At 41.9% G+C, this 20,167-nt stretch carries 16 protein-coding genes; 9 read left to right on the plus strand and 7 right to left on the minus strand.

Annotated features, from left to right (window positions below):
• Nucleotides 1–82 precede the first annotated feature (82 nt).
• Nucleotides 83–1,474 carry an alkaline phosphatase PhoX gene (locus tag ACSLUR_RS12220; protein ID WP_448554897.1) on the plus strand — a complete coding sequence of 464 codons (1,392 nt, stop codon included), beginning with the start codon at nucleotides 83–85 and terminating at the stop codon, nucleotides 1,472–1,474.
• Nucleotides 1,475–1,656: 182 nt separating this feature from the next.
• Here the strand turns inward: ACSLUR_RS12220 and ACSLUR_RS12225 are convergent, their stop codons facing one another.
• Both ACSLUR_RS12225 and ppnP read right to left on the minus strand, forming a co-directional pair.
• A complete protein-coding gene (locus ACSLUR_RS12225) occupies nucleotides 1,657–3,612 on the minus strand; it encodes a BCCT family transporter (RefSeq protein WP_448554899.1) in 1,956 nt (651 codons plus the stop codon).
• Nucleotides 3,613–4,121: 509 nt separating this feature from the next.
• On the minus strand, nucleotides 4,122–4,484 hold the full coding sequence (gene ppnP, locus ACSLUR_RS12230; protein WP_448554901.1) for a pyrimidine/purine nucleoside phosphorylase: 363 nt from the start codon (nucleotides 4,482–4,484) through the stop codon (nucleotides 4,122–4,124).
• 473 nt (nucleotides 4,485–4,957) lie between these two features.
• Here ppnP and ACSLUR_RS12235 point away from each other — a divergent pair, with 473 nt between their 5' ends.
• The 5 genes from ACSLUR_RS12235 to ACSLUR_RS12255 all read left to right on the plus strand — a co-directional run bounded on the left by ACSLUR_RS12235 (nucleotide 4,958) and on the right by ACSLUR_RS12255 (nucleotide 10,509).
• Nucleotides 4,958–5,935, plus strand: coding sequence for a DUF1852 domain-containing protein (locus ACSLUR_RS12235; RefSeq protein WP_448554903.1), 978 nt, complete (start codon nucleotides 4,958–4,960; stop codon nucleotides 5,933–5,935).
• A 105-nt stretch (nucleotides 5,936–6,040) separates the two neighbouring features.
• Nucleotides 6,041–7,129, plus strand: coding sequence for a methionine synthase (locus ACSLUR_RS12240; RefSeq protein ID WP_448554905.1), 1,089 nt, complete (start codon nucleotides 6,041–6,043; stop codon nucleotides 7,127–7,129).
• A 227-nt stretch (nucleotides 7,130–7,356) separates the two neighbouring features.
• Entirely contained in the window at nucleotides 7,357–8,247 is an 891-nt protein-coding gene (locus ACSLUR_RS12245; protein ID WP_448554907.1) for a LysR family transcriptional regulator, read from the plus strand.
• A gap of 305 nt (nucleotides 8,248–8,552) precedes the next feature.
• Entirely contained in the window at nucleotides 8,553–9,293 is a 741-nt protein-coding gene (locus tag ACSLUR_RS12250; RefSeq protein ID WP_448554909.1) for a putative quinol monooxygenase, read from the plus strand.
• An 85-nt stretch (nucleotides 9,294–9,378) separates the two neighbouring features.
• Complete coding sequence (locus tag ACSLUR_RS12255; protein WP_448554911.1) at nucleotides 9,379–10,509, plus strand: SMP-30/gluconolactonase/LRE family protein; 1,131 nt, start codon at nucleotides 9,379–9,381, stop codon at nucleotides 10,507–10,509.
• A 184-nt stretch (nucleotides 10,510–10,693) separates the two neighbouring features.
• On the opposite strand, the gene ACSLUR_RS12260 is transcribed toward ACSLUR_RS12255, so the two are convergent.
• Nucleotides 10,694–11,203 (minus strand): hypothetical protein, encoded by a 510-nt coding sequence (locus tag ACSLUR_RS12260; protein ID WP_448554913.1) that lies wholly within the window; start codon nucleotides 11,201–11,203, stop codon nucleotides 10,694–10,696.
• 663 nt (nucleotides 11,204–11,866) lie between these two features.
• On the opposite strand from ACSLUR_RS12260, the gene ACSLUR_RS12265 reads away from it, so the two are divergent.
• Complete coding sequence (locus ACSLUR_RS12265; protein ID WP_448554915.1) at nucleotides 11,867–12,496, plus strand: PilZ domain-containing protein; 630 nt, start codon at nucleotides 11,867–11,869, stop codon at nucleotides 12,494–12,496.
• Nucleotides 12,497–12,712: 216 nt separating this feature from the next.
• Here the strand turns inward: ACSLUR_RS12265 and ACSLUR_RS12270 are convergent, their stop codons facing one another.
• A complete protein-coding gene (locus tag ACSLUR_RS12270; RefSeq protein ID WP_448554917.1) occupies nucleotides 12,713–13,393 on the minus strand; it encodes a helix-turn-helix transcriptional regulator in 681 nt (226 codons plus the stop codon).
• A 116-nt stretch (nucleotides 13,394–13,509) separates the two neighbouring features.
• Between ACSLUR_RS12270 and ACSLUR_RS12275 the strand changes: the two genes are divergently transcribed.
• Nucleotides 13,510–13,899 (plus strand): VOC family protein, encoded by a 390-nt coding sequence (locus ACSLUR_RS12275; protein WP_448554919.1) that lies wholly within the window; start codon nucleotides 13,510–13,512, stop codon nucleotides 13,897–13,899.
• Nucleotides 13,900–14,420: 521 nt separating this feature from the next.
• On the plus strand, nucleotides 14,421–16,301 hold the full coding sequence (locus tag ACSLUR_RS12280; RefSeq protein WP_448554921.1) for a methyl-accepting chemotaxis protein: 1,881 nt from the start codon (nucleotides 14,421–14,423) through the stop codon (nucleotides 16,299–16,301).
• A 246-nt stretch (nucleotides 16,302–16,547) separates the two neighbouring features.
• Here the strand turns inward: ACSLUR_RS12280 and ACSLUR_RS12285 are convergent, their stop codons facing one another.
• The 3 genes from ACSLUR_RS12285 to ACSLUR_RS12295 all read right to left on the minus strand — a co-directional run bounded on the left by ACSLUR_RS12285 (nucleotide 16,548) and on the right by ACSLUR_RS12295 (nucleotide 19,830).
• Nucleotides 16,548–17,564 carry an AraC family transcriptional regulator gene (locus ACSLUR_RS12285; RefSeq protein ID WP_448554924.1) on the minus strand — a complete coding sequence of 339 codons (1,017 nt, stop codon included), beginning with the start codon at nucleotides 17,562–17,564 and terminating at the stop codon, nucleotides 16,548–16,550.
• 82 nt (nucleotides 17,565–17,646) lie between these two features.
• A complete protein-coding gene (locus tag ACSLUR_RS12290; RefSeq protein ID WP_448554926.1) occupies nucleotides 17,647–18,135 on the minus strand; it encodes a hypothetical protein in 489 nt (162 codons plus the stop codon).
• 93 nt (nucleotides 18,136–18,228) lie between these two features.
• Nucleotides 18,229–19,830, minus strand: a complete 1,602-nt coding sequence (locus tag ACSLUR_RS12295; protein ID WP_448554928.1) for an aldehyde dehydrogenase family protein — start codon at nucleotides 19,828–19,830, stop codon at nucleotides 18,229–18,231.
• Nucleotides 19,831–20,167 lie beyond the last annotated feature (337 nt).

The following is a 20,167-nucleotide window of genomic DNA, read 5'->3' on the forward strand; positions in this document are numbered from 1 at the left end:
GCGTTCGATAAATGGCGTTAACTGAATGGCATTAACTAACTGATATTAAACAGTCTTGAAGGTATCAATTAAAGGACAACACATGGTTACTAGACGTAAATTTTGCCTCGGGTTGACGTCACTGGCATTTGCTGGATTATCTGGCTGTAACTTGGGTAAAACTTCCAGTGTCGCTAATCAAAGCACCCAGCCTCTCTCTGCCCTTGCTAAGGGTTATGGGCCACTGCAAGCTGACGCTACTAACCTACTCGATTTACCTGCGGGTTTTAGCTATGAAATTATCTCGCAGCTTGGTCAGCCAATGAGTGATGGTATGGCGGTGCCAGACAGAGCAGATGGCATGGGCTGCCTACCGCTCGATGCAGACCGTGTAGTGTTGATCAGAAATCACGAGCTATCGCCACAAAATTTGGCAACCCAACCTGAGCCTATCAAGCTGCATAAAAGCCCTTTAGCTTATGATCAGCTGGCAAGTGGCGTTTCGCTACCCGGTGGTACTACCTCAATTATTTACAACCTAAAAACCAAGCAAGTAGAGCGCGAATTTATCAGCCTGAGTGGCACTATTCGTAACTGCGCTGGTGGTGTAACACCATGGGGAAGCTGGTTATCGTGTGAAGAAAATGTCTCTTTACCTGATGAAAATATTAGCCAAGCACATGGTTATATTTTTGAAGTACCAGCAAGCGCCAAATCACAGATTGATGCTAAACCGCTGAAAGCCATGGGACGATTTAACCACGAAGCAGCAGCGGTCGATCCAAAAACTGGTATTGTTTATCTCACCGAAGATCGCGGCGATAGCTTGTTCTATCGTTTTATTCCTAAAACTTATGGCAAGCTTGCCGAAGGTGGGCAACTTCAAGCGTTAGTAGTGAAAGCTCAACCACAATTTGACACGCGTAACTGGCAAGACAAAACAATGTCGTTATTCGACTGGCTAGACGTTGAATGGATTAATATTACCAATCCAGAAAGCCCAGAAGATGATCTACGCAAACAAGGTTTGACTAGTGGCGCAGCGTTATTTGCTCGTGGCGAGGGCATTCACTGGGCTGATAACGAACTTTACTTCTGCTGCACAAATGGTGGCAACAAACAGCTTGGTCAAATTATGCGTTATCAACCATCAGCTTATGAAGGCACAGTAAATGAACATACACAGCCGGCTCGTTTACAACTGTTTTTAGAAAGCGAAGATGAATCACTATTTAATTTTGGTGACAACCTAACTGTTACCCCTCAAGGTCACCTGTTAGTTTGTGAAGACCAATATACTGAGGTGGTTAACAACCACCTGCGCGGTGTAACCCCCGACGGTAAACTGTATGATTTTGCCCGCCTGCATGCACAAACAGAGCTCGCCGGTGCTTGCTTTTCACCGGATGGTTCAACGTTATTTGTTAACCTTTATTCGCCCGCTAAAACACTTGCAATAAAAGGCCCATGGCAAGACGTAAGTGCACTAAGCTAAGTTGATTCTTAGCCAACAAAAGTAGCAAGAAAAAGTAGTAAGAAAACGAAGCCAGCAAAAATAGCTAGTAAAAAGCCACCTGCTCTGAGGTGGCTTTATTGTTTATTCATCAGCGACTTATTAACAAGTGCACTCAACTACTATGATAATTGTCGTGCTTTACACTACAACTCAAGACGATGCTACTCCCGCAACAAGTGTAAGAAGTGCATATGCTTTTGGTACTGATCAACAATATCATTAAGTACTTCGGCTTCTGACCAGCCCATTATGTCGTAGTCTTGACCACCTTCCACCAAGTGTACTTCAGCGCGGTAGTAGCTATCGGAATTGCTATCGGTATCGCTGTTGAAATCTGGCTGTAAATGCTCACTCTTTTTCACTGCGTAAATAAAGTCATGCTCATCACCATGAAAAACTTTTAGCTGTATACCAGAGTTCGTAGGCTCGATGCCGACATCAATGTCGTTGGCTTCGAACTGCTCCTTCATTTTTTCAAACGCTTTTCGCACGCGATTTTTAATAAACACATCAGCGTTTTTCTTGGTGGGTGTTGATAAAATATTATCCAGCTTTTCCTGCCAATCATCCTTATGGCGATACATATTGGTAGTCGACAAATTCAGTTGCATCGCATCGCGTTTTGCTGCTTCAACACGCAGCGCTTTCACTAAACCAAAACAAGCGGCTAGTAACACCAAAGAGAAAGGTAAGGCGCTGGCAATGGTCATGGTTTGCAACGCTTCTAAGCCGCCAGCTAAAGTCAGTATTGCCGCCACAACACCAACACAGCACGCCCAGAATAAACGTTGCCATACTGGTGTATCGTTTTCACCATTTGAACACAGCATATCAATGACCATAGCTCCTGAGTCACACGAGGTAACAAAGAAGATAATAATCATCAAAATTGATAATCCCGTTAGCGCTGTTGACCAAGGAATTGCTTCCAGAAATACAAACAAGCTAACCGCGGCATTTTCATTCACCATTTCAGCCAAACGGGTAAAGCCGCCATCAACAATCAATGAAATTGCAGAGTTACCGAAAATCGTCATCCACAATAAGGTAAATGCCGTTGGCACCATCAGTACCCCTAAAACGAATTCGCGAATTGTGCGGCCTTTTGAAATACGTGCGATAAACAAGCCAACAAATGGTGCCCATGCTAGCCACCAGCCCCAGTAGAAAATCGTCCAGCCGCCAATCCAGTCTTTTTTCTCGTAGGCAAATAAATTAAAGGTATTGGCAACAATTTCAGATAAATAACCACCAATGTTTTGCACATACACTTGGAGTAAATAAACCGTTGGGCCAAGCACAAAAATCAGTAGCATTAAAATGACTGCCAAGCCCATGTTCACTTCCGATAGAATCTTAATGCCTTTATCTAGCCCCGTAACGACAGAAACCGCCGCCAACGAGATTATCGCTAGCATAATCAGCATTTGATTAATTTGGCTAACATCAACCTCAAACAAATAGTTAAGGCCAGCGTTAACTTGGCTTGCGCCTAAACCCAGTGAGGTAGCAACACCAAATACCGTACCGACGACAGCAAAAATATCCACTAAATGCCCCGGCCAGCCATAGATGCGATCACCAATAATCGGGTAAAGCGCTGAGCGCAGTGTTAACGGCAACCCTTGGCGATAACAAAAGTACGCCAATATTAGTGCAACAATGGCGTAGATAGCCCAAGCATGAAACCCCCAATGGAAGAAGGTGATTTTCATTGCCTCGCGCATTGCATCAATTGAGCCTGGCTCTGCGGTAGGAGGGGATAGATAATGCATTACTGGCTCAGCAACACCAAAGAACATTAAGCCAATGCCCATACCTGCTGCAAAGAGCATTGATAGCCATGTGCTCATACTGTAATCAGGGGTTGAATGATCTGGCCCAAGCTTTATTTCACCAAAGCGAGAAATACCCAAGTACAGTACAAACCCTAAAATTATGCCCACTGCTAATACATAGAACCAGCCACCATTGACGGTTATTGCAGCTTGCATGGCACTAAAGGTTGCTGATGCACTTTTTGGCCAGACAAAGGTAAAAGCGAGCAAAGCGATGATGGCAAGGGTGGAAGGAAAAAAAACGGCGTGATTAAGCTTCGATGAATTCAATTTCATCATTGATTGACACCTTAGCGCAAAGCGCAGGTTGTGTATGAGAGTCAATGCTTAATTGTTTAACCGCTTTTAATAATCAGTTTTAGGCGTTACTCAACATTAAAGCCAGGTTAATACGCTTCACTTTAGCCATCTAGTTAGTAGGCAAAGTCAAAGTAGGAAACCTAAAAAAGTAACGAAAAACGGCGAAAGAATTAAGCTCGAATATAAAGGTTTTAGATGATAGCACAATTAGATAGCAAATTCGGGTTGATTGCTAAACAGTTTATATATTCTGAAAATCATTGAGGTTAACTGCGATGAATCAACAACACTGTTGTATGTTATGCACAAGTTTTAGCAGCTAACGCTTAGCTTGGTAGATGGAATATAGCTTGTCAGATGAAACTTAGCTTGTCAGATAAAACATATTCTGGCGAGTTAATTACCTAAATCAAGGCGAAGCTACTGCAAAAAACACGCATCAATAGCTCCCCTCCTTGATCATTCAAACATCGCTAAAGGCAAATCAATTATTTTATGTAAGAGCAGATATAGTCAGTAACTGAATGCACTTTGAGTTGAAATTGTGAGTTTGCTGGTACAGTAAATTGCTCACCACCTTGAATGGTTTGCCAACTAGCATCGTCACCAATTAGTACCTCAAGCTCGCCTGCTTGAATTTCCATAATCTCTTTTTCTTGCGTGCCAAAGGTATAATCACCCGGTAACATGATCCCTAAAGTTTTGTGGCTACCGTCGTTAAATTGCACGGTTCTGCTCGTCACTTTACCGTCAAAATATACGCTGGCTTTTTTTACTACAGAGATGTTTTCAAATACTGAGCTCTTGTCTTGGCTCTTATCTTGATTCTTATCTAAGTTAGCTTCTGACATCTAAACTGCTTCCTTCTAGTTAACTTATTGTTGTTGGATTTTTAGTTCTCGAATTTTCGATATTAACTTTTAATTGTATCGCTCAAAAAGCACTCGCTAGAGCATAAACACTAATTTCTTGCGCGACAAGCAGTTCGTTTACTCCTCACTCGTTATCGACTCGCTACAACTCAGGCTGTTCAATTCATCTTATCTTAGCCTTAGCCTTAGCCGAGCTACTTTTTTCGAAGCGTTGTAAGCCAAGCAAAAATAACGTTAGCAAGCCCGAACTAAGCTCGCCTGAAAGCCGCTACCAATCAGTATTATGAAATCAGCTCATCTTTTCATGAAGTATCTTCATTTTTATTCATCTCGTTAAGCCAGTATAAAAATAGCTAACAGCGACGACTTACCGAAAGCTTATAACTACTTCGGCAAGCATTTATCTGACTTTTTACCTTAACCAATATTTTAACTGGCGAGCATCAATCATCATGAGTACAGATTTTAACTACAGCATCAAGCGCATCAGCTTTGACGAAAACTACCAACCAGCAAACAGCACTCGTTTAACCACTAACTTCGCCAATTTAGCTCGCGGAGCGCATCGCCAAGCCAACTTGCGCAACGCCCTAAAGATGATTGATAACAGTTTTAATGCCCTAGCCAACTGGGACAACCCAAACGGCGATCGCTACAGTGTCGAACTTGAGATTATTTCTGTGGATATGACAGTAACCACAAGCGATGAAATATTTCCGTCGATAGAAGTGTTAAAAACCAATATTCTTGACCATCAAACAGGTGAGTGCATTGAAGGCATTGTTGGCAATAACTTTTCTTCTTATGTGCGTGACTACGACTTCAGTGTACTGCTGCTGAACCACAATAAAGACCAAGCACAATTTACTGTACCCAATAACTTTGGTGACTTACACGGCAAGCTATTTCAGTACTTTTTAAGCTCAGACGCCTATCGCCAGCACTTTAACAAGCCACCCGTCATCTGCCTAAGCGTATCAGACAACAAAACCTATCATCGCACCGAAAATCAGCACCCTGTATTAGGCGCTGAATACCTGCCAAATGAGTCGTCGTTAACCGAGCAGTACTTCCAAAAAATGGGCTTACAGGTACGTTATTTTATGCCGCCAAATAGCGTTGCGCCGTTTGCCTTTTACTTTGTTGGTGATTTGCTAAATGACTATACCAACCTTGAATTGATCAGCACGATTAGCACCATGGAAACCTTCCAAAAAATCTATCGTCCAGAAATTTACAACGCCAACGCAGCAGCAGGTAAATGCTATCAGCCAAACCTAAAGAACCGCGACCATTCGCTAACACAAATAGTGTATGACCGTGAAGAGCGCAGCAGACTGGCAATTGAACAAGGAAAGTTTGCCGAACAGCATTTTATTAAACCCTACCATGGCGTACTTGAAAATTGGGCTGCCAACTATTCAGTTTAGCCGCCTCGCGGTTTAGCAAGTTAGCGCTTTTAGCTCGTAAAAGCGCATAGCAAAAGCCCAAAATAAAAACCAACATCAACCCCAAAAGAATTAGATATTATTTTTATGAAAACACTATTACCCACATCAACCGCAGGCAGTTTACCTAAACCCGTTTGGTTGGCAGAGCCAGAGCAACTTTGGTCACCATGGAAACTGTCCGGCACAGCATTAACTGACGGCAAACAAGACGCTTTGCGCGTCACCCTGCAAGAGCAACTAACAGCGGGTATTGATATTGTTAGCGACGGCGAACAAACCCGCCAGCACTTTGTCACGACCTTTATTGAAAATTTAAGCGGTGTCGACTTCGAAAAGCGAAAAACCGTGCGTATTCGCAATCGCTACGATGCCAGCGTTCCAACGGTTGTAGGCCCTGTAAGCCGCATCAACCCCGTATTTGTCGATGATGCTAAATTCTTACGCCAGCAAACTAACCAGCCAATCAAGTGGGCGTTGCCTGGGCCAATGACCATGGTCGACACCCTTTATGACGCGCACTATCAAAGCCGTGAAAAACTAGCGTGGGAATTTGCCAAAGCCTTAAACGAAGAAGCCAAAGAACTGGAAGCGGCAGGTGTTGATATTATTCAATTTGACGAACCTGCCTTTAATGTATTTTTTGACGAAGTGAACGAATGGGGTATTAAATGCTTAGAGCGCGCCATTGAGGGCTTAACGTGCGAAACTGCGGTACATATTTGCTATGGCTATGGCATTAAAGCAAACACTGACTGGAAGAAAACCTTAGGCGATGAATGGCGCCAGTACGAAGCGACTTTCCCAAGCCTTCATCAATCAAGTATTGATATTATTTCGCTGGAATGCCACAACGGTCGCGTGCCATTAGAAGTACTGGAATTAATTCGCGGCAAAAAGGTGATGGTTGGTGCCATTGACGTTGCCACCAACGCCATTGAATCTCCAGAGGAAGTCGCCGAAACGCTGCGCAGCGCCCTTAACTACGTTGATGCCGACAAGCTCTACCCTTGCACTAACTGCGGTATGGCACCACTTTCACGCGAAGTTGCTAATGCTAAGCTAAAAGCATTGAGTGCGGGCGCTGCAATTGTTAGAGAAGAGCTTGAGCACCAGCTTCAAGCAAAGCCGGTTTCAAGTAAAGCCAGTCTAAAACAACCACACAGACCAAATTAGCTGCTAAGGTAAAAGTTAAGGTCAAGCTACACAGCACCAAGCCAAATAGCAGCACCTGTTTAAAATCAAAATAATCGCGAGGCTTTTAATTCACTATGCCTCGCTTACTTTGCTTAACGATTGAACTTCATATTGAGCTAACAGCAATTCAATCTAGCATCACCACACTATACTCAGTAATATCTATTTGATTAATCGCAATTAATTTACGGGTACAAGTAGCTAGCATGAATATCGATCACTTAAAACTTTTTGTTCGCGTCGCAGCAACCCACAATATCAGTATGGCTGGCAGTGAATTTGGCTTATCGCCTGCGGTAGCAAGTGCTCATATTAACAAGCTTGAAGAATCGTTAGGGGTGCGCTTAATGCACCGAACAACGCGCAAAGTGTCGTTAACTGACGAAGGGGAAACCTTATTACCAATCGCTGAAGAGATCCTTGCCAACGTTGATATGGCTCGCTCGTCAGTAGGCAGTGGTCGCTTAGCTCCTTCCGGCACATTAAGAATTACCGCGCCAGCATCGTTTGGCCGTATGCATATTATGCCGGGCTTGTCGGGCTTTATGGCACAATACCCAAAACTGAAAATAGATTTAAGGCTCAGTGACAACATTGTCGACCTAGTTGAAGGCGGCTTTGACATTGCCATTCGTGACGCCGCCCTTAACGATTCCAGTTTAAAAGCAAGAAAGCTTGCACAAGACAACCGTAAAATTGTCGCTTCGCCAAAATACTTGGAACAGCATGGCATTCCGCAAACTCCCGAAGAGTTAACCCACCACCAAAGTGTTAATTTATTTGGCTTAGAAGTTTGGCAGTTTGCTGCAAAACAGGGAACCAATAACATCAAAACAAATACCGTACTGCGCGTTGATAACGGCGAAGCTGTACGTGATGCTTGTGCCGCAGGTTTAGGCATCGCAATCACCTCAACGTGGTGCTCTTATGAAAAACTCAACACAGGTGAACTGGTTGAAATTCTAAGTGACTATCCACTCAAGAGTTCAACCGATATTTGGGCGCTATATCCCAATACCCGATTAGTTGCGCCTAAAGTGCGGGCATTTATCGACTACTTTATTGATTACTTCAAAGACAACCCTAATTTAATCTAAGTTAGTTAATCTCGACTATTAGCCTAAATGAGTTAGTCTGAATTGGCTTACCTCAACAAGCTTGTCCAAATTTATTAGCCCAAGTAACTCTCCTGCTCTTTCCAAACAACGGTTCTAAGCTTTCGTCCTCAAGTTGATAAAACCACACTCATTATCAACTTTTTCTATATAAAGTTTCTACTTTGCCATCAATTATCAAAACATAAAAAGATAATTAACATTTTCATCACTGATTAATCAGCATTTGCTGTCGGTTAGTCACCCATGAGGGCGTGTTAATTCCTTTTAATATTAGGAGAGTGAAAATGTTTAATAACTTTGGTTGGATTGTTGAGGCAAAACTTAAAGAAGGTGAGTTAGAAAATTTTAAAGCCGTGATGAACTCACAGGTAAACCAAGCGCTTACCGAAAACGGTACCTTTAACTATCAATACTATATGTCGGACGCTGGCGATATCTTGGTATATGAACGGTTTGCTGATGCTGCTGCTTCTCATGAGCATATCGAAAATTGGGACGCCCATGCCGAACGCTGGTTAGCGGCAGCCGATGCCACCCGTATGTTGCACCTTGGTAACTTGCCAGGCGATGTTCGCGCTCGCCACGCGGCGCTGTCACCGCTTTGGCTAAAACCACTCGCAGGCTTTGCCCGTGAAGATGCAGAAGGTAGCGAAATCAAGGTTGATGGCAACACCACCTTTGAAAACTATGGCTGGATTGTCGAAGCCAAGCTCAACGAAGGTATGCTAGAAGAATTCAAAGCAGTAATGAACTCACAAATTGCACGTGCCGAAACCGAAGAGGGCACGCTAAATTATCAATACTACCTTTCTGACGACGGTGACATCTTAGTTTATGAGCGCTTTAAAGATGTTGAAGCCTGCCACACCCATATCGACAACTGGGATGCGCACGCTGAACGTTGGATGGCAGCCGCCACACCTACGCGTATGGTGCACTTAGGTAATTTACCATCAGAAGTAAGAGCCCGTCACGCGGCCATCTCGCCACTGCTACTTAAACCACTTGGCGGTTTTGCCAAGTAGCTTGCCTAAATTCCCTAATCAACTCAGCTAGCGGTTACCTTCCATGAAGATAAGCGCTAGCTGCTATCAAACTTCAAGAGAGATCATGATGAAACAATTTCTAAAAGCGACCGCAGTGTCGTTTACACTGCTGAGTATTTCCGCTTGTTCGGTAACAGCCGAGCAATTATCAACAACAATCAGTGAGCCATTGCCGCAATCACAATTACTGGCGAAATTACCGGATAGCTATAACTCGCCAGCCAGTTTTACTTTAGATGCCTACAATAATGTGCTGTTTACGTCCCCCAACTTGCATAACGACGCATTCGTGAAGCAAGGGCTGATCGCCAAGCCTGCTACACCAGTGATAGGTATGATTGATGCTAATGACAAGGTTACTACTTGGTACACCTTTAAACCTCAAGATATGGAGCCAACCAGCGGAACAGTCGTACCTATGGGGTTAGCAAAAGGACCAGACGGCAATATTTATATCGCCGATATGCAGCTTTGGGCAGGTGGTGAATCTCGAATTTTACGAGTTAATGTTAGTGAAGGTAAAGCCGTTGATGTAGACGTAGTTGCCAAAGGCTTAGCATTTCCTAACGCGATTGCATGGTATGGTAGCGATCTTTACGTTAGCGATACTGTACTTGCCACGGAGCAAGGCAAATCTACTACAAGTGGCGTCTACAAAGTAAATATTAGTGAGCTAAGCGCAGCAAACCCACTACAATTTTCTGCCTACAAAAATGCACAAACATATGACCAACACTTGTTTGACACTTTCACATCAAACGGTAGTTTAGGTTTTGGTGCCAACGGTTTAGCGTTCGATACCCAAGGCAATATGTACACAGGTATTATGGAAGATGGCAGCGTATTCAAAACTACTCAAGATGAAAAAGGTAACAAGTTAAGCTCGACACTATTTGCACAAGGTATGGTAGCAAACGATGGCATTCACTGGGATAGCCGCACGCAAGCGCTCTATATTACCGACTTGTTCGACAATGCGGTTTACCGAATTGATTTAGACGGTTCGCTAACATTACTGGCTAAAAACGATAATACCGATGGTGCCAATGGTGAATTAGATGCCCCCGGCGAAGTGATTGTGCGTGGTAATAAAGCCTATGTGAATAACTTTGACGCAGCCTTTGGTGCCCCGAATATGGTTAATACAACGCCGGATATGCCAGTGACTATTTCAGTTATTAATTTAAACGATTAAGTTAAACGATTAAGTCATTAATACAAAAGGTGTTAGCACTAGCTTTTAAATGTCGAAATATTAAGCGTTTAAGCGTTAAGTAAAGGAAAAGGAGCTTAACGCTTTAAGAGCTATCCAAACGAGGCTGAAATAAATCACGGCAGATTAGAGATCTCTTCAAAACCGCTTTTTTAATTTCGCAGCTTTAATTTCGCTGCTTTAACAAGGTAAAGGTGTAGCTGTAACCATATAGCGCACTAAAGAAAATGCTCGGCGCTACTGTTAGCCATAAATTAGGTGTTTGATTAATAACGTTCACCATAATCACCAAACTCGCCTGCACCGAAAGCGGCACCAAAGGCGCAAGCAGGCTACCAGTAACGCACTTACCTTTAAGGTGAGTTGCCGCCGCGTCTAATGCTTCATTAAAGGTATTTAAAATGGCAAGGTTATGGCGAGTTTTCGAGTGCACCGAGCAAAGCACGGGCACGATAAACACTAAAGAAAAACAACTACCGCCAAATTTAGCCACCGCTTTTTCCAGCACAAAGGTAAAAACTAGCGTAACAGAAGCGCTGAAACTCGCTTGTACAAAAGCCGCACGTAACACGGTTTCGCGATCAATCCCTTCGATGTCATTAGCCCAATACGCCCAAGCAAAATAAAAAACAAAGGCAACAAGTGCTGACCAAATTAACCTTAATTTTGACGACAAATTTTTCTCCTTCGTAAGGCTAGCGATGAGGAACAAAATAGTTGGAAAGCATACATCAGCTCGACTGTTAAATCGCCCATATATGCATCAATACATAGCCGACAGCTCAAATTAATCGCCAATTTTTGCATATCACTAGCCTTATACCAACATTGGCTAGCAATAAAACCAACGCTCTAAGCCTACCACCTCAGCCTTCACAATGAAGAACAGTAGTTTGGCCCAGTATTTACTCCCGATCTCAAACATTAACGTAACTATGGACTCGTGGCAGTCAGCTCTTTGCCTAACTATATGTAGAACCAGCCACCTAACATTATGCTTGCGCCAAGAAAAAACATAATTACTTGTTTTTAATATATTTATTTTGCAGTATATATTTCAACATTGGCGAGTCACTTTTAATCAAAATGGGTTGCTAAGTTTGCTACCGAGATAAAGGAATATTTTGGCATCAACGACGACTAATATTTACCTGAACGAAGATCACTAGTTGGTAAATATGGCGATTATGAACCGATGCAGCAAGATAACAGTATTACTTATAAGTGTTACCAAGTAACAACTGTTATTGACTTGCAACGAAAGGAAGGTATTGCGTGTGCACTAGTATGCGTTAAGTGCCTCAGACAAAAGTTTTGCACCAAATAACAGGGATAGGATATGGATAAAACGAATCACAATGTCGTGATCAGTCAGCAAGAATTGGAATTCATTGCTGGCTTAGAACACGAATCAAATGAAGATGACGACCTTCAGAAAGACTCAGAAGTGTTCGTCACTAATGCCGAGCTCAGCTTTTTCAAGCACTTTAGCAAAGCTGACAGCGTTGGCGTGGTAGCACAATACGGTAATCATCGTTTGTTCTTCCCTATCGAGTTTAATACTAACGAACAAGGCTTAGACTCGATGGCGTTTGCACCTCCTCAAATATTCGAAAAAGGTACACACGACCGTTCATGGCGTTTGATTCCAAAACAAGAACTTATGCTTCTTGATCACCAAGGAGAACCTCTACCCTACAAGCTGCGTGATATTTCCTTTTCAGGGTTATCGTTACAGGCATTGGACACAGAAATCGAATTACCGACCGAACTAGAAGATGTTTATCTCAAAATCCCTGAGCAACCTAAAATCCCACTCAACGGACGCTTCAGTCGTTATATCAACCCTGGGACGATTGCTTTCGAGCTAGATGATATGAGCCAGCAAGGAAACCGCACCTTACGAGAATACTTATACTCTGCTCATCAAATGCTAAATAAACCTAAAAGCCTGCTACCAGAGTACTGAGCTCAACAGGAAATAATCTAGCTCTTTAAATTTTTGGGTAGTGCAAGCGAGTGCATTGCCCCAGACTAGTTCTGAAGTTAGGCGATAAGAGCTCAAAGGTTTTAAAATGTAATGCTAGTGTTGTTATAACATAGGAGATATTCCATGTTGTGATGGCTTGGCTAATTTCCAGTGAAACAGACTGCCCGCGAAGTTCCAATCTTGTTATCGTGCTAATTAATATTTAACTTTCGACAAATACGTTTGAAAACTCTTGTCTTTCTCATCCCGAAAGCGTTCATTAAGCGGTGTAAAATCAGAAATTCGATCGATACGAAAATTTCGAAAATCCTCCCTTAACTCACACCAAGCTGTTAGTAACCACACAGGACTAAATGAGGTCAGCGCTAACGGCCTAACAGTTCGTTGTGTAGGTGTTTCATTAAGATCTAAATAATCAAAACGAATCAGTTGTTTTCGCCTAATACATTCTCGAAGCTCAGAAAAATCGACTTTCCATGGAATTTTATAGTGACTAGGCGCGGAAAACGTCGCTATTTGCGCTAACTCATTGAGCATAGGCGCCGACAAGGTCGCTTGTATTTTTTGAAAGGCACTTTGGGCTTTTTGAGCAAATTTTTCATCAGTCCAGTTACTGACCATACCGATTCCCAATGCTATCGCTTCGATTTCTTTCGCATCAAACATGATGGGTGAGAGGTGATAGGTTTTATCAATCACATACCCCACGCCTGCTTCACCGAGTATGGGAACACCCGCGCTTTGTAAATCTTGTATATCTCGATAGAGAGTACGAGCACTTACCTCAAATTGCTCGGCAAGCGTGTCTGCCGTTACGGCATGATGCATTCGCCTGAGGTATTGAACAATTTCATTAAGCCTTTCTGCTTTTCGCATCGTTATTTCATCGTCTGATTTGTCACCTAATTAGTGTAATCAAACACTACTGACACTAGATGTCAGTAGTCAATATCTATAATCAATTCGAAGTCATTGAATAAGGAGAAATAAAAATGATCGGTTATGTAACCTTAGGCACAGCAGATTTAGATAAAGCCAGTGCTTACTATGATGAATTACTTGCAACCATTGGCGCAACTCGTTTTATGGAAGAGCCAAACTACTTTGTTGCATGGTCACAAACCCAAGATGGCAGCGGTTTGGCTGTAAGCCTGCCATTTGATAAAAAACCTGCAAGTGTTGGCAACGGTACTATGGTTGCGCTAGAAGTGAAAACGCCAGAAGAAGTTAACGCTGTCTACCAAAAAGCACTTGAGTTAGGCGGAACATGTGAAGGTAAACCTGGCTTTAGGCCAGAAGATGCCAATCAGGGCTTTTACGCGGGTTACTTTCGTGATTTAGACGGCAACAAGTTGAATGCTTATTGCATTGTGGAAGCTTAAATCCTATTAGTGGTCAATTTATATTGGCCACACTTTTTCAACATTCAATAAAACTCTGCTTACCATGTTAGCTAGCTTTAGCCCTAGTGACGTATAGGGAGCTCTAGCAAATCAGAGCCACAATACCCCACCAATTAAATAACACTTTACCAACACTCTGTTTACACTTGTTTGGTTATAATTGCGCCGCTTTTTTTGGGGAATAAGGCATAACAGTTTGGAATATCTGTTTTATTGGTGAATAACCGACGTATCTAATTGGCAGCAATCAAGCCAACTTAGATTAATTACCAGTGTTATCTCGTCACATTCCTGCTCACTTCTCCTCAAATACTATATTTAGTTTACTTAGTAACGGTTCTTATTGGCTTGAATAGCTAGCCATATTCATATCGCAATAGGTTTGAATATTCGATACAGCGAAGAGATAAATTGAATTTATTCAATGTCGCTCGCGAAAGAAGCATTACTACTTAATACAAGCTTATTTACAACAGACAAAACCTTAATTCGGGGTAGTTATGCAGAAATTTAAATTACACTTAATCGGCTCATTAGGTGTCATCATCGTCGCGATTATCGCGCTATTGGTAACCCTGAGTTACAACACGTTCAAAAATGAGAGTGTTTCGCTTAATAAAGCAATCTTAAAAGAACAAAATGCCACGACCGAATCAGTATTAATTGAAAGGTTTAGTGCCTATAAAGACACCATTTCTGCAATAACGTTAACCGAAAGTGACGTTTTATCCAATACGCTATCTGCCCATCTTACTTCGCAATTAGCCACAATTGAAAATATTCAACGCGACATTAGCGATGGTATTTATCTGTTTAGAGAGAATGGTGACATTTACGACACAAAAGGCGAATTGCAAAGCTTCAACGTAAAGCAACTTAACCGCGAATATTACCGAGCTATTTTTGAACAAGGGCAAGATTTCTATATTTCAGCGCCTTTTAACTCTGCGGTATCAGGGGAGCAAGTACTTGGTATGGCACATAGAATTAATCGCTCTTTTGCGATTCTTTCTAACATTAAACTCGATGCGGTATTGGGCTCACTTGCCAATGCCAAAAACATGTTTATGTACACTCAGCAAGGAACAATTTTAGTTGCCCCCTACCCCGAATTTCTGGGCAAAAACATTTTTACCGAGCGCCCGCTTTATCAGCAATTTAACAATCAAAACCCAATACTTTCTTACACAGCAAATGTCGCCGGCGGCAATATTGATTTCACTGCATTTTGGACTGAACTAGAAGTTAACAACTGGTCATTTGTCTCTTTCGTGAAAGACAGTGCTATTTCAGAAAAGGCAGACTCGCAACTTATCGTTGATTTAATCATTGGCTTAGTATGCTTAGCTATTGCCGTTATTGTGCTACAAGTATTACTGCAAAAGCTTGTGCTTACTCCTGTGGGCGGCGCACCCGCTGAGATCGAGTCGCTAATGGCAGAGATGGCCTCAGGTGACTTTACCCAAACACTAGAACAAACAGGCAAGGAAACGGGTATTTACTTGTCGCTTGTCAATCTATCAAATCAGCTTTCTGACTTAATTAGAAATTCACACGCTATCTCTGAAAACGTGGCCTCGGCATCACAAGAACTAAATGCAGTGATGGGCCATACGCTGAACAATGCCCAGCAAGAAATGGCACAGGTAGAGCAAATCTCAACAGCGATTCACGAGCTTTCTTGTACCTCTAATGAAGTGAGTGACAAAGCCATAATTGCCGAAGAGCGAGCAAACGACGCACAAGCTAACGTTGCAACGGGTAAAGCAACACTGGAAGAAAATATTATCTTATCAAGCGATATTGATGCATCTGTTGCAGAATCGGCACAATTAACCCAAGAGCTGCAAGACTTTGCAGTAGAAATTGGCAGCGTTACCGATGTTATTAACAGTATTTCCGAGCAAACGAACTTACTGGCGCTTAACGCTGCCATTGAAGCTGCTCGTGCAGGCGAACACGGGCGAGGCTTCGCGGTAGTTGCCGATGAAGTGCGAAACCTAGCTTCAAAAACACAAGAATCAACAGTGAGCATTCAAAACCTGATTGAAAAGCTGCAATCTCAATCACAAAAAGCCAGCCAAAATATGGAACAAAATGTTGAGCTGATCGCAAAATCGGTAGTACTAGCAGACCAAATCAAAGTAGCGTTTGAAGATATCTCAACTGCGGTTGAGTCTATTTCAGAGGTAAACACCTTAGTAGCAACTGCCTCACAAGAACAGCAAAGTGTCACTCAAGATATTTCACGCACAACCACACAAGCGTTTGATTTAGTGCAGCAAAATGTTTCAGCGGTAAACCAAACCCTGCAAGCCTCAACAGAACTTTCGCAGTTATCAGAAGCACAAAAAACCGAACTTTCGCACTTTAAAATTTAATGTACTCACAATTAAATAGTTCATACCATATACGCGTATGCCCACAAGGGGTTATAGAAAACATAAAAATAGGCAAGCTTATGTTTGCCTATTTTGGATGTTAGATAGTAGTTCTATTGATTTAATTTCCGCTACATTGATAATAACTAACCGACTAATTAATGATATCGCTACTTTAATTTAGCACTTGGAAAATTATTCAATGAAATTAATGAGATCTGATCCTATTTGTGCACAAAATTGTTTCTAGTGACCTTTACGCACTCTTTCTGGTGTCTTGCCAGTCCATTTGTTAAATGCTCTGAAAAAAGAGTTAGGGTCATCGTAACCAAGTAGAAATGCTATTTCTAAACTGTTGTATTCGGTTTTTTTTAAATAATGCATCGCTAGCTCTTTTCGAACTTCAGCAAGTTCTTTTTGAAAACTAGTTTTTTCGCTCTTTAACCTGCGCTGCATAGTTCGAGGACTGACAGCGAGGTGCGAAGCCGCGTTTTGCATGGATACCCCACCACTGGCAATTGTTTCAAATAGATATGCACGAACACGCTGTTTAAATGATGCAGACTTTCCCAGATCATTTAAACGTAGGGCTAATCCAGGCTCAAATGCTTGCAAGATCCCCTTGTTCACAGTTTTGAATGGCAATTGCATGCTCGTATGTGCCAAAACAAGTCGATTAGCATTACCACTTTCCATTTCTATACCTAAAAACTCACTATAGTCTTCAAGACTAGGCAAACTCCTTACATCATGTGCTAATTCAACTTTAACGGGGATTACTTGCTCGCGGGTTCCCATGCGCAATAAATGTACTAAAAACAGCAGCTCAAACAATGATAACCAGATAGGTAAAGGCTGCTCATTTGGCACTCCAGAAAGCGTGATGACCGTATTTTTTTCAGACGCATCGTCACATGAAATTTCTTTAGTAATATTTAGTTTAATAGGCCCTATTAAAGGCTTGTATTGCTTTAAGCGTTTAATGGCGCCATCAAAATTGGGACTACATAACGCAGCAAAGATGGGCGGATTGAACATTTCGGGGGATATTGTCTTAACAACTTTAAGTGGAAAAGAAGAATCTTTGGTCATAGTGACAAGAGATTCCCATAATCGATAATACTCCGCTGCTGTTAACTCCAACTGCGGCTCGTCCAACATACAAACGGAAAGTTGTGCCTTTTTGAGAGCGTCTTGTGGGTCAATTTTTAAATCATTCAGAAGTAATAACCACCCTATATCCAACATGTATTTTTGATTCATTACTCCATCAGCCATTGGTTATTAATTTTAGTTTGGTGACTCTTGTTGAATAAGCCGTCACTGACATTGGTACATACTGTTTCTATAACTTAGAAATAGAGTTAATGACAATATTAGAGCGCGAAACAAAACCGTAATCGATTATAAATGCACTTATAAATACAAGTGCGAATCCCAGTGCCATTCCTTGATAAAATCCGCTTTGCATCAGCATTAACGCAACCATACTAACGATTACCAAGACGGGATAAACTTTTAGCAGCGTATTACCAATCTTATTGTCAGAATTGTGTTTATTGAGTTCTGTAACAATTGCTTCAGGGGGTGAGGATTGATACAACGCTTCGCTTTGAGTCACGTGTACCACTCGACTTTGCAAAATAAACCCACCATAGCCAATAAGCACAATTACTAAAAAACCAAGCGGTAACATCCCCCCACGAAGTAGCTCGTTTTGGCTAAGATACATAGCAATAGCGGCAAGCAATAAAAGTACTCCAATAAGGATCATCACTTTCCCTTGCAGTAATTCCCCTTTTAGCCAAATATGTAATATGTGATTAAAACTCATAATTTTTAAGCCAATAAGTAATTTAATAGAATAGGCGTTGAAAGCGGGTGCTATTGATTTGCAACCCACAATATTCGTCTATCAAAAACGTAACTAAAAGTCTTTTTTCTTAAAACCGTCGACCATCATTTGACTCGCCATCTTGGCAAAGCGCCCCCAGCTTTGATCTATGGAAAAATAAGATGCGTTTTCTAACAGCCTTTCCGTTGCTCGTCTGTTAGTGAATTCAAAACTAGTAGCAGTGAAATCATTTAAAATGACTGATTTTCTGACATTTTCAAAATTAAACACATTGCCAAAGTTACCCACTCCCGATACAAAGCTTTCTATACTTTCGCCACATCCGCTCCATGTAAGGTAGGGATTCAACCAAATATTGGGGGGCACATCATTCACTGCAATCCCGCCATAGTTTAGTTCTAAAATTGCTTGGTTTAAGTCAGATTCATGAGTTTTCATTGTGCTACTGTCAATCAAAATCATACAACCTAATGACCCTAATAGTTTGTTATTGCAAAAATCAGTTGCTCTGTTCAAGAACGCTCTAGTATCTGTGCTTACATCTAGTGGAATTTCGCTATAAACCTGACAAAAGGCTTCGTTGGAGACCGCAAAATCGTCTTCACCAATGTTTGGAATGAAAACAAAATCACTGGCTCTATGCTTTCCATTTTCGGGTTTGAGTATTTCAACAGTAGGTTGATTTTTAAGAAACTGTTCCCTTGTTTTGTCAACATTTGGATAGTGTGTGCTACTGCTAAAAGTTTGCTCAGATATAGCTTGGCGCAAGGCTTCTAGGAATTGCTCACGCTGCGGCCAGTTTTTGGACGTAATGATTGTCTGCGGACGCCCACACACTGCCCCGCCGTTTAGCTTTCCAACTGATGCCAATTGAATTGCCTGTCGCTCGATGTCCTTATCTGACCAATTACCAGGCACGATAATACAAGGATTGTTCCCGCCACACTCAGATACAACAGGTACCTTGGTTTGGCTTTGAATGGCATGTGCTACACCAGTAGAACCAGTGAAATAGATGGAATGAATGCCTTCTAATTCAGACATTTCTCGTCCTTGATCTGCGCGGCAAAAGGCTACCGCCTTTAGTTTGATCAATGGTTCAAAAATTTTTTCCCATATTTCATCGGTTGCCTCATTAAGAGCGTGTGGCTTATGGAGTATTACTTTGTTTTCCAAAAATAACGCCATTACCATTTCAATAGACGAGCTGTAATTACCTGCACCATATATTGCGACCACGCCAGCTGACTTGTCCATCGGGTTAGTTTGCCTAGGCTCGCCCGTAATATGCAAATAACCACGTTGTTTCTGGGCAACCAATTTGTCTTTTTTATAAATTGGGAATACTTCTACCGAATAGGTGTCAGCATTTATTTTATTAATGCTTTTAGCTTCGGGCATATTTCCAAGCACAAGAGATTCATAAAGATTTTCAATACCTTTTAGTGTGCCCGCCATTGGCATAACCGTTGTCGCCATGCCTTCAGCGATGGATATCTTGCTCTCTCCAATCAGCTCATTTTTCATATTAGCGTCAACTTCACCCAACTGTTTCGCGTGCTTGGATAAATTTGCTTGAATTTGTTCAATTAACTTAAGTTTTTCAACTACAGGCATCTCTGCCCATGAGATGGGTTCTAGACTGTCGAAAGCTTGTTGCGCAGTCATAGTCATGTTGCTCTCCTATTAGCTTATTGAGGTGGTATTGGCACTGCATATTGAGTGCATACTAAATGTTTGGCACATAGGGTTTACGTAATCCATTCGGATAAATAAGATGAGCACAAAGAATAAAAATTGACTTCTTCGTATTAAACTAGTTGGCTCGCTCTAACAAACCCATGCTTCACCAGAGCAACGCTATGCACTCTTCGTCACCTTATTTTGGGGCTCCGATAACATGTTCTGCGTGTTTTCTAGCAGTGTGGTTAACATTTGTTGATGGTATTGCAGTGAAAACATTCAATCACTAGCAAAATACGCCAATGACCTAGCAAAAAGCGACACAATA

The sequence above is a fragment of the Thalassotalea montiporae genome (assembly GCF_053485855.1).

Excerpts from the sequence above, each read along its gene's own strand:
- ACSLUR_RS12220 (WP_448554897.1), top strand. The coding sequence starts at position 83 with ATGGTTACTAGACGTAAATTTTGCCTCGGGTTGACGTCACTGGCATTT.
- ACSLUR_RS12225 (WP_448554899.1), bottom strand. The coding sequence starts at position 3,612 with ATGATGAAATTGAATTCATCGAAGCTTAATCACGCCGTTTTTTTTCCT.
- ppnP (WP_448554901.1), bottom strand. The coding sequence starts at position 4,484 with ATGTCAGAAGCTAACTTAGATAAGAATCAAGATAAGAGCCAAGACAAG.
- ACSLUR_RS12235 (WP_448554903.1), top strand. The coding sequence starts at position 4,958 with ATGAGTACAGATTTTAACTACAGCATCAAGCGCATCAGCTTTGACGAA.
- ACSLUR_RS12240 (WP_448554905.1), top strand. The coding sequence starts at position 6,041 with ATGAAAACACTATTACCCACATCAACCGCAGGCAGTTTACCTAAACCC.
- ACSLUR_RS12245 (WP_448554907.1), top strand. The coding sequence starts at position 7,357 with ATGAATATCGATCACTTAAAACTTTTTGTTCGCGTCGCAGCAACCCAC.
- ACSLUR_RS12250 (WP_448554909.1), top strand. The coding sequence starts at position 8,553 with ATGTTTAATAACTTTGGTTGGATTGTTGAGGCAAAACTTAAAGAAGGT.
- ACSLUR_RS12255 (WP_448554911.1), top strand. The coding sequence starts at position 9,379 with ATGATGAAACAATTTCTAAAAGCGACCGCAGTGTCGTTTACACTGCTG.
- ACSLUR_RS12265 (WP_448554915.1), top strand. The coding sequence starts at position 11,867 with ATGGATAAAACGAATCACAATGTCGTGATCAGTCAGCAAGAATTGGAA.
- ACSLUR_RS12270 (WP_448554917.1), bottom strand. The coding sequence starts at position 13,393 with ATGCGAAAAGCAGAAAGGCTTAATGAAATTGTTCAATACCTCAGGCGA.
- ACSLUR_RS12275 (WP_448554919.1), top strand. The coding sequence starts at position 13,510 with ATGATCGGTTATGTAACCTTAGGCACAGCAGATTTAGATAAAGCCAGT.
- ACSLUR_RS12280 (WP_448554921.1), top strand. The coding sequence starts at position 14,421 with ATGCAGAAATTTAAATTACACTTAATCGGCTCATTAGGTGTCATCATC.
- ACSLUR_RS12285 (WP_448554924.1), bottom strand. The coding sequence starts at position 17,564 with ATGAATCAAAAATACATGTTGGATATAGGGTGGTTATTACTTCTGAAT.
- ACSLUR_RS12290 (WP_448554926.1), bottom strand. The coding sequence starts at position 18,135 with ATGAGTTTTAATCACATATTACATATTTGGCTAAAAGGGGAATTACTG.
- ACSLUR_RS12295 (WP_448554928.1), bottom strand. The coding sequence starts at position 19,830 with ATGACTATGACTGCGCAACAAGCTTTCGACAGTCTAGAACCCATCTCA.